This window comes from Legionella sp. km772 (genome assembly GCF_003989735.1).
Lineage (GTDB): Bacteria > Pseudomonadota > Gammaproteobacteria > Legionellales > Legionellaceae > Legionella.
In genome coordinates this window covers 1-8200 of the sequence record NZ_RZGQ01000122.1, presented here as the reverse complement: position 1 = coordinate 8200, position 8200 = coordinate 1, and the positions used below count along the sequence as shown (strand labels likewise).

Genomic DNA, 8200 nt, shown 5'->3' with positions numbered 1-8200 from the left:
CTCCTGGCCTATGGACTTGTGGATAAGCCATTCTGAGAGTAAGGTGAATGAACTAACAAACCGGGAATAGCTCTTATTTTTCCTGAATTTTGTTCCAGATCCCCGGACCTAGCTAATAATATACTAACCGATACTTTTCCTTTCTCATTTTTTTCTCTTTTTAAAAGTAGATACACCACTAAATTTAAATCTTCTGTTTTTGCAGTAGCTCTACTAAGAAAATATTTGCTTTCGATAGTAACCTGTTCACCTGGAATGTTAAGCTTCTGCAAAAGGGGATTAAGTTTTTTAGTATCTCTAAATCCTTTATTGCCCCGAGCTTTGATTAAATTCTCTACTTGGTTTTCATTTAACCCATCGCCTAAGGATTTTAGTATTTCCTTTCGGGCAGTATTAATATTGATAGGAGTTACCTCAGGAAGTGCGGTAATATACGGTTGAATAAGTTCATTTTGTTGTGCACCAATATCCTTCAACAGTCTAAATTCTGAGGTACTTTTTATGAGTTGATGGCTTGGATAATAGGGGGGAGTTTGGGCTAAGTAATAGGCAGTATATGCATCGTTACCGCGGGACAAATCATAGGCACTTAACCAGTCTTTAATAGTTGCAATTATATTAAGCTTATCTTGATCATTAGCTTTAGGATAAATTTGATTTAGCAAATTAAGAAAAAGGGCAATACCTTTTTTGTCCGTTAAATTATTAAGATTTATTTTAGCCTGTAAATCATAAAGCCCCCCCGTTAATTTTACCTCTTTATAAATAAGCGCAAATTTTTTAGGGTATTTGCTTACCATCCCTTCAGCATTTATCGTGGTAAATTTATTATTTTTATTATTTAGTTCATTAAAAGACCAAAACATTAGAGCTTGTGAGGCTAAATATAATTTATCATGCGCTATTAAAAGACGAGTTCGGTAGATATCAACTTGTAGTCGAATACTCATTGCTGTGGCGACAATAGCCACTAAGGTCATGATAAATAATGCCGTGAGTAAGGCTCCGCCTTTATTATTGTGGTGCATATAAAGCCTCTGGAACGATAAATAATAAGCTCATTTTGCCCCAATCTTTTAAACTTAAGCTAATCTGCAAGGCTGTGGGGAAAGTTTCAGCACGTTGATCTAAACTTAGGGCTTGTTCCCTCCATTCGGGTAAGGATTGTAAATTATGGTTTAAATAACTAAAGTGGCATTCATCCAAATTATCGATTAACACTTTATCTTGATATTTATTGCGATCAATTGAGTCTAAGGTCGACCAGGTGCGGTGGATCAATTTACCTTCTAAACAAGCAAAGGCAACCCGTTTTAAGCTACTGCGTTTATTAATGCTTTTAGGATTAGTTAATCCATCTCGGGTGAACTCCATATACTCAGGTTGGCCCACAATGACCGGAAATAAACGCATTTCGTTTCCGCGAATAGCGCGATCAACAATTTGTGAGGTGTCTTGTTGCATAATGCTAACTGCTAATTGAAGAGCGTTTAATCGGTCGGCTTGCAGATTAACTTTTTCTCGGGTAGTAAATGCATAGTACAGTGATGATGAAGTAATAGTTGCTAATATTGCAAAAATGGTAAGCGCAATTAAAATTTCAAGCAAAGTAAATCCCTTGGATCTGATCATGGTAAATACCTAAACGCAATTAATTCTTCAGAGAAAGGTCCTGCTGGTTTTTGACTCACTGAAATAGTAAGTTGTTGCATTTTTTTTATGGGCGTCTCAGCTACTTTTACACGCCAATACCATTTTTGATTGAGCATAGTAGTAACTTGTGTGGACTCCTGGGTAGTGGAGACCTGGACTAATTTCAATTGGATCATCGACACACCTTGCATCGCAACCCAATGACTAATCGTTTTTTCTTTAATTCGTTGCGTATTTTCAATATTTTGTGCTGTTGCTTTTAGAATAGCCGTAAGTGCGATAGCAATTATTGCCAGAGCAAGCAGTACCTCTATAAGGGTAAAACCTTTATTGAAGTGATTATTTTCCATTGCTAGTAGCCGTGCTAAAACTTAATTCGCCATTATCTTGTCCTGTGAGTACAGCGATAGTTGGTTCTTTTTTTGTCCCAAAAATTAAGGTAAAGCTATTGGTTTCTCCGGAAGAGTTAATAATAATACCAGGGTCTTTTGAACTTTTTTGATTGCTTGTTTTTAAAGTTATAATCATCCCTTTAGGTAGATAATGAATTTTAAATAATAAGTGTCTGGAGGTGACTGTACGCCATTGGGAGGTGTTTTGGAATTTAAGGATCTGATAGCTTTGATTATCGATTTTTAAGCCTAAGGTGCTATTTTCTAAAATAGCTTGTTGTTGAGCTAATTGTAAAAGATGTTCTACCTGTTCCCCTGCATAAGTTATTTTTTTACTCTCGCCAAAATCACCAAAAGCTATTAAGGCAAAACCTAAGGTAATGCCAATAATAACAATAACAACTAAAATCTCAATTAAAGTAAATCCCTTATTTATGTTCATCCCAATTACCAATCTCAGCATTTATTCCTGTACCGCCGGGTTGGCCATCTGCACCTAAAGTAAATACATCCACATCACCGTGTTGGCCTGGATTTAAATAGAGATATTCTCTTCCCCAGGGATCTTTAGGAAGGGATTTCAGAGTTTGCTTCCAATTGCTAGGAATAGGATTCGAAGTGGGCTTTTCTACTAAGGCAGATAAACCTTGGTCTGTTGTTGGGTAGGTTCCATTATCTAACTTATAAAGATCCAAAGCATTTTGAATTGCTAATACATCTTGCTTGGCTTTTACTTTTCTTGCCTCATCGGGTCTGCTCATTAATTTCGGTACCACAATAGAGGCGAGGATACCTAAAATAACTACTACAACCATAATTTCGATTAAAGAGAAACCATTTTGCCGATTCATTTTATATTCCTGAATAAATGAAAATCTAATTATAACATATCAGCTTAATTAATATAGGATGGCTAGGGCATCGCATAACTCCTAATTTCTGACCACCTTATGTGACTAATTGCTCCATAGAAAAAATGGGCAATAAAGTGGCTAAAACAATAAACAAAACCACTGCTCCCATCATTAAAATAACCAAAGGTTCAAGTAAGGTGAGTGAGGTGTCAATTAATCGCTTTACTTCATTATCCAAATGGCTAGCTGCACGCTCCATCATGCTTGACAATTGGCCACTCTTTTCACCACTTGCAATTAAATGAATAGCCATAGGGCTAATAAAATGAGTTTCTTTTAAGGCCTCATTAATACCCGCACCTTCTCTAACGCGTAAGGTCGCGGTATCGAAGGCTTCGCGCATAATTAAATTAGTAACAAGGCTTGCAGATACCCGCATAGTCTCTAATACGCTCACGCCTGCTGCAAATAAAATACCAAAAGTGTGAATATAGCGAGCAACATTTACGGTTCTAATTAAATAGGAAACTATAGGAATTTTAAGTAATAGTCGATGCCAAAGCGTTTTTACTTTAATGTTGTGCAAGCTTCTCTTAAACGCAATCAATAAAGTGACTAAAGCCAGAAGAGTGTATAAGCCATAATTTTTTACGTAATCACTTAAGCTAATTAGTACTTCAGTCATGGCCGGGAGGGTTTGACCACTGCTCGTGAAAACCTCAATAATTTTTGGGACAACAAAAGTTAAAAGAAAACTAATAATACCCACTGAGACTATGATCATTATTAAAGGGTAAATCAAGGCTTGTTGAATTTTCTGCCGAGTAGTTTGCTGGTTTTCGGTGTACTCTGCTAATTTTTCTAAAACCAAATCCAATCGGCCGGTTTGTTCTCCTGCCCCAACAGTAGCTCGATACAATTCAGGAAAGGCATTTGGATATTGTGCCATGGCTTGAGCTAGTCCATAACCCTCTAATACCTTCGCTCTAATTCCAATAATGAGCTCTCTAACTTTATCTTTTTCCGTTTGTTCACTCACTCCCCGAAGTGATTCTTCAACTGGAATGCCCGCTGCAAGTAAGGTGGCTAATTGTCTGGTCATTAAAGCTAAATCAGCTGCAGAAATTTTACTTTTACTGTGAGCGCCAGTTTTTTGCTGGGTGAGGGTTTGAACTTGAGTTGGAATTAACCCCTGCTCACGCAACAATTGCCGGGCATGGCGTTCTGAATCCGCTTCAATAACACCCTTATCGGAGCTGCCATTCTTTTTTAGTGCTAAATACTGGTAGGCACCCATAGTTTTTTTATTAGATGAAAAACATTAAGTGTAATCTATTGGGTTTCATAAGTCACTTAAGGTACACTACCCTAAGATTACTGTGGAGGCGAATAATGACAAAAAATGTAGTGCTTGAAGCGATTAAAGAACATGATGCTAAATTTGTAGATTTAAGATTTACCGATATCAGAGGTAAAGAGCAGCATATTACGATCCCTGCTTCAGCAGTAGATAGTGATTTTATTGAAAATGGTAAAATGATTGATGGTTCTTCCTTTAAAGGTTGGCAGAAAATACATCAGTCTGATTTAGCTTTAATGCCTGATTTAGATTCTGTTAAATTTGACCCATTTTATCAAGACAATACGTTGTTTATTCGTTGTAATGTGGTTGATCCACAAACAATGATGGGTTATGAGCGTTGCCCACGTTCATTAGCACAACGTGCAGAAATGTATTTACAATCTACAGGAATAGCCGATACAGTGCTTTTTGGACCAGAACCTGAATTTTTCTTATTTGATAACGTTCAATGGAAAACTGAAATCAATGAGTCGTTTTACAAAATTGATTCGGATGAAGCCCAATGGAACTCTGGTAAAGAAATGGAAGGTGGTAATATAGGACATAGACCTTCTATTAAAGGTGGTTATTTTCCAGTACCCCCTGTGGATTCCTCTCATGATATCCGCTCAGCAATTTGTTTGACGCTTGAATCGCTGGGTCTGGTCGTGGAAGCACATCATCATGAAGTAGCCACTGCAAACCAATGTGAAGTAGCGACGCGTTTTAATTCATTGACTTTAAAAGCTGATGAAATTCAAATATTAAAATATGTTATTCATAACGTGGCCCATAATTATGGTAAAACCGCTACTTTTATGCCTAAACCTTTAGTTGGCGATAATGGTAGTGGTATGCATTGCCACCAATCTTTATCTAAAGATGGGGTAAATCTATTTTCTGGCGATCAATATGCAGGACTTTCAGAAACAGCGCTTTATTATATTGGCGGTATCATTAAACATGCGCGAGCATTAAACGCCTTTACTAATCCATCCACCAATAGTTATAAGCGTCTTGTACCAGGTTTTGAAGCGCCTGTTTTATTAGCGTACTCAGCAAGGAATCGTTCAGCTGCTATTCGTATTCCACACGTGAGCAGCCCCAAGGCACGTCGTATTGAAGTTCGTTTTCCAGATCCTACTGCGAACCCTTACCTAGCATTTGCAGCAATGACAATGGCAGGAATTGACGGTATCCAAAAGAAAATTCATCCTGGCCAACCTATGGATAAAGATCTTTATGATTTACCGCCAGAAGAGCTTGTTGATGTGCCAACAGTTTGTTCTTCTCTTGAGCAAGCAATGGAGCATTTGAGGGCAGATCATGAGTTCCTATTGCAAGGTGATGTCTTCTCCAAAGACTTTATTAATAACTACATCAGTCTAAAAGAAGAAGAAATCACAAAAATTAGAAGCTTAACTCATCCCTATGAATTTGAACTCTATTATAGTTTATAGGATAAAATAACATGCTAAGACAACTCATTGCTGTTTTCTTAAGCCTGATAACCTGCGCTGTGCCTGCGCAGGTTTATAAGTGGACAGACAGCCAAGGTGTCGTGCATTTTAGTGATACACCTCATTCCGGTGCGGAAACAATAAATAATATTCAAACCCAGAGTTATTCGACACCGGCGCCCACCACATCAGCAACTATGCCTGCTATTAGTAATGAAGGTGGCAAAAATAAAAAGGTATACAGCAAAATTGCTATTCTTCAACCTAAAGATCAAGCAACAATCCGTAATAATCAAGGCTATGTAGTAGTGTTTACCGAGGTATTACCTAAATTATTTCCAGGCAATAAGCTGCAAATAATTTTTGATGGTAAAGCACAAGGCGATCCTCAAGAGAGTTTAATGTTTCAACTCAACGGTATTTATCGAGGCACTCATACTATAGCAGTACAGATTGTAGACGAAAATGGTGACGTAATAAAAACAAGTCCCCGTGTCGTTATTTACATGCAACGACCTAGAGTGGGAATGGTAAAACACCAAGCATTGTAATAATGATCATAAGTAATAAAGGGTAACCATGCTCAGTTTAATCTCACCAGCAAAAAAGCTACTTAATAATTTTGTTGCTTTCCCTGGAACAATGACACCACCTGTTTTTGGTAAGGAAGCCGAGACTCTTATTAAATTAATGCAGACTAAATCCTTGGTGGAGATTGCTGATTTAATGGATTTATCGCCAGACTTAGCCCAATTAAATTTCGATAGATACCAAAAATTTTATTTTAAAAACCTACCTTTGAATGCTGCTTATCCGGCCTTATTGTTATTTCAAGGTGATGTATACCAAGGGTTGCAAGCTAGAAGCTTAAGCCCGGAGGACTTAGCGTATGCACAAAGCCATCTAGCTATTCTTTCTGGCTTATATGGCCTATTAAGACCAATGGATAGCATCCAACCCTATCGTCTAGAAATGGGCGTTAAGTTAGAGAATCCGCATGGCGCTAATTTATATGAGTTTTGGGGCGAGCTACTTACTGATTATTTAAATAAACAATTGGCTTTACATCAGCATCCTATCCTTATTAATTTAGCCTCTACGGAATATTTTAAAGTAGTACAACAAAAAAAATTAACTTATCCTATACTTACGATAAATTTTTACGAGCAAAAGAATAATGAAGTTAAAATGATTGGTATTTATGCTAAAAAAGCGAGAGGACTTATGGCTCGTTATATAATTCAGAATCGAATTGAAAATGTAGATCAACTTAAAAATTTTAATGAGCAGGGTTATCGCTTTAATGAACAAAGCTCTTCTGATTCTCATTTAGATTTTATCCGTGAACACAGTAAATAATTGATGTGGAATTTAACAAGTAGGGTTCATCAGCTGCAGAGTTTTTCTACACCAAAATTTAATTGTTATGTAAAAAGAGATGATGAGTTAAGCTGTGGGATCAGTGGAACTAAGTTGAGAAAATACTCAAGTATTGTTCCTTTTTTAGTTAAAGAAGAGGTTGAGCATTTAATTATTATTGCAGGTCCTCAATCGAATAATTTGCTAGCTGCTTTACAAATTGCTCGCGAACTTCAGCTCAAAGTCACTGCTTTTTTACTTAAACCAAAACATGGCCTGATCCAGGGAAATTTTAAATTAAGCTTAATGTTTCTGGAAGAAAAAGATATTGTGTGGATTGAGAGATCGTCTTGGTTTGAGGTAGAACTTTTAGCCCTGGACTATTTAAAAACACAGGAGCGCTGTTCTTTTATTTTAAATGAAGGGGCTAACGTGCCACAAGCAATGGATGGGGCGATGAGCCTTGCTTGGGATATACAACGAAATGAAAAAGAGTTGGGATTTCATTTTGACTATATCTTTGTTGATGCAGGTACTGGCTTTGCAGCAGCTGCTTTGATTAATGGTTTAGCCCAAATAAATCACCCCGCCTTAATTCATGTCTTGCTGCTCGCAGATCAAGAAGAGGTTTTTAGCGTAAAATTAAACCAATGGATTAATGCCTACCCTAACAACTTCCGTTGTTTTTATCCTAGCACTGCCCGCGCTTTTGGATCGATTAATCAAACGATTAAAAATGAAATAAAACGCTTAGCCAAAGAAGAGGGGGTGTTAAGCGAGCCTATTTATTCTGCTAAATTATTTTATGAAACAAGAAGATATATAAAAGAATATCAACTACAAGGCACTGGATTAATAATCCATTCAGGTGGTTTATTAACCATGACGGGCTTTTCATTGTAAGCGCACGTCAATTCAATAAAATTTTCACTCCCTAAAATTAAGCTATGTGGTATATTGGCTACTATTCATAGTTGAGTTTTCTATAATCATTGTTTTTATTTAGAAAGCATAGTTGGAGAGTTAGCTAGGTCCGGGGATCTGGAACAAAATTCAGGAAAAATAAGAGCTATTCCCGGTTTGTTAGTTCATTCACCTTACTCTCAGAATGGCTTATCCACAAGTCCATAGGCCAGGAGA

The 8200-nt window shown here is 37.1% G+C and carries 10 protein-coding genes; 4 read left to right on the top strand and 6 right to left on the bottom strand.

Translation table 11 applies throughout. From position 1 onward, the window contains the following. Positions 1-8 precede the first annotated feature (8 nt). The 6 genes from gspK to lspF all read right to left on the bottom strand — a co-directional run bounded on the left by gspK (position 9) and on the right by lspF (position 4196). Complete coding sequence (gene gspK, locus ELY15_RS11390; RefSeq protein WP_127100105.1) at positions 9-1028, bottom strand: type II secretion system minor pseudopilin GspK; 1020 nt, start codon at positions 1026-1028, stop codon at positions 9-11. Then, complete coding sequence (gene lspJ, locus ELY15_RS11385) at positions 1015-1632, bottom strand: GspJ family T2SS minor pseudopilin variant LspJ (protein WP_127100103.1); 618 nt, start codon at positions 1630-1632, stop codon at positions 1015-1017. Before lspJ ends, gspK begins: the two co-directional genes overlap by 14 nt. Continuing rightward, entirely contained in the window at positions 1629-2003 is a 375-nt protein-coding gene (gene lspI, locus ELY15_RS11380) for a GspI family T2SS minor pseudopilin variant LspI (protein ID WP_127100101.1), read from the bottom strand. Before lspI ends, lspJ begins: the two co-directional genes overlap by 4 nt. After that, on the bottom strand, positions 1993-2487 hold the full coding sequence (gspH, locus tag ELY15_RS11375) for a type II secretion system minor pseudopilin GspH (RefSeq protein WP_127100099.1): 495 nt from the start codon (positions 2485-2487) through the stop codon (positions 1993-1995). The genes lspI and gspH overlap by 11 nt, the downstream gene beginning before the upstream one ends. Continuing rightward, positions 2474-2896, bottom strand: a complete 423-nt coding sequence (gene lspG, locus ELY15_RS11370) for a GspG family T2SS major pseudopilin variant LspG (protein ID WP_127100097.1) — start codon at positions 2894-2896, stop codon at positions 2474-2476. Before lspG ends, gspH begins: the two co-directional genes overlap by 14 nt. 97 nt (positions 2897-2993) lie before the next feature. Then, on the bottom strand, positions 2994-4196 hold the full coding sequence (gene lspF / locus ELY15_RS11365) for a GspF family T2SS innner membrane protein variant LspF (RefSeq protein ID WP_127100095.1): 1203 nt from the start codon (positions 4194-4196) through the stop codon (positions 2994-2996). A gap of 95 nt (positions 4197-4291) precedes the next feature. Here lspF and glnA point away from each other — a divergent pair, with 95 nt between their 5' ends. The 4 genes from glnA to ELY15_RS11345 are packed head-to-tail and all read left to right on the top strand — an operon-like array spanning position 4292 to position 7963. After that, complete coding sequence (gene glnA, locus ELY15_RS11360) at positions 4292-5701, top strand: glutamate--ammonia ligase (protein WP_127100093.1); 1410 nt, start codon at positions 4292-4294, stop codon at positions 5699-5701. Positions 5702-5712: 11 nt separating this feature from the next. Beyond that, positions 5713-6252, top strand: a complete 540-nt coding sequence (locus ELY15_RS11355) for a DUF4124 domain-containing protein (protein ID WP_127100091.1) — start codon at positions 5713-5715, stop codon at positions 6250-6252. A gap of 28 nt (positions 6253-6280) precedes the next feature. Next, positions 6281-7060 carry a peroxide stress protein YaaA gene (yaaA, locus tag ELY15_RS11350; RefSeq protein WP_127100089.1) on the top strand — a complete coding sequence of 260 codons (780 nt, stop codon included), beginning with the start codon at positions 6281-6283 and terminating at the stop codon, positions 7058-7060. Positions 7061-7063: 3 nt separating this feature from the next. Beyond that, a complete protein-coding gene (locus tag ELY15_RS11345; protein WP_127100087.1) occupies positions 7064-7963 on the top strand; it encodes a pyridoxal-phosphate dependent enzyme in 900 nt (299 codons plus the stop codon). Positions 7964-8200: the final 237 nt, after the last annotated feature.

Coding starts and splice junctions, on each gene's coding strand:
- lspF (WP_127100095.1), bottom strand. CDS start 4,196: ATGGGTGCCTACCAGTATTTAGCACTAAAAAAGAATGGCAGCTCCGAT.
- gspK (WP_127100105.1), bottom strand. CDS start 1,028: ATGCACCACAATAATAAAGGCGGAGCCTTACTCACGGCATTATTTATC.
- yaaA (WP_127100089.1), top strand. CDS start 6,281: ATGCTCAGTTTAATCTCACCAGCAAAAAAGCTACTTAATAATTTTGTT.
- lspI (WP_127100101.1), bottom strand. CDS start 2,003: ATGGAAAATAATCACTTCAATAAAGGTTTTACCCTTATAGAGGTACTG.
- lspJ (WP_127100103.1), bottom strand. CDS start 1,632: ATGATCAGATCCAAGGGATTTACTTTGCTTGAAATTTTAATTGCGCTT.
- glnA (WP_127100093.1), top strand. CDS start 4,292: ATGACAAAAAATGTAGTGCTTGAAGCGATTAAAGAACATGATGCTAAA.
- lspG (WP_127100097.1), bottom strand. CDS start 2,896: ATGAATCGGCAAAATGGTTTCTCTTTAATCGAAATTATGGTTGTAGTA.
- ELY15_RS11355 (WP_127100091.1), top strand. CDS start 5,713: ATGCTAAGACAACTCATTGCTGTTTTCTTAAGCCTGATAACCTGCGCT.
- ELY15_RS11345 (WP_127100087.1), top strand. CDS start 7,064: ATGTGGAATTTAACAAGTAGGGTTCATCAGCTGCAGAGTTTTTCTACA.
- gspH (WP_127100099.1), bottom strand. CDS start 2,487: ATGAACATAAATAAGGGATTTACTTTAATTGAGATTTTAGTTGTTATT.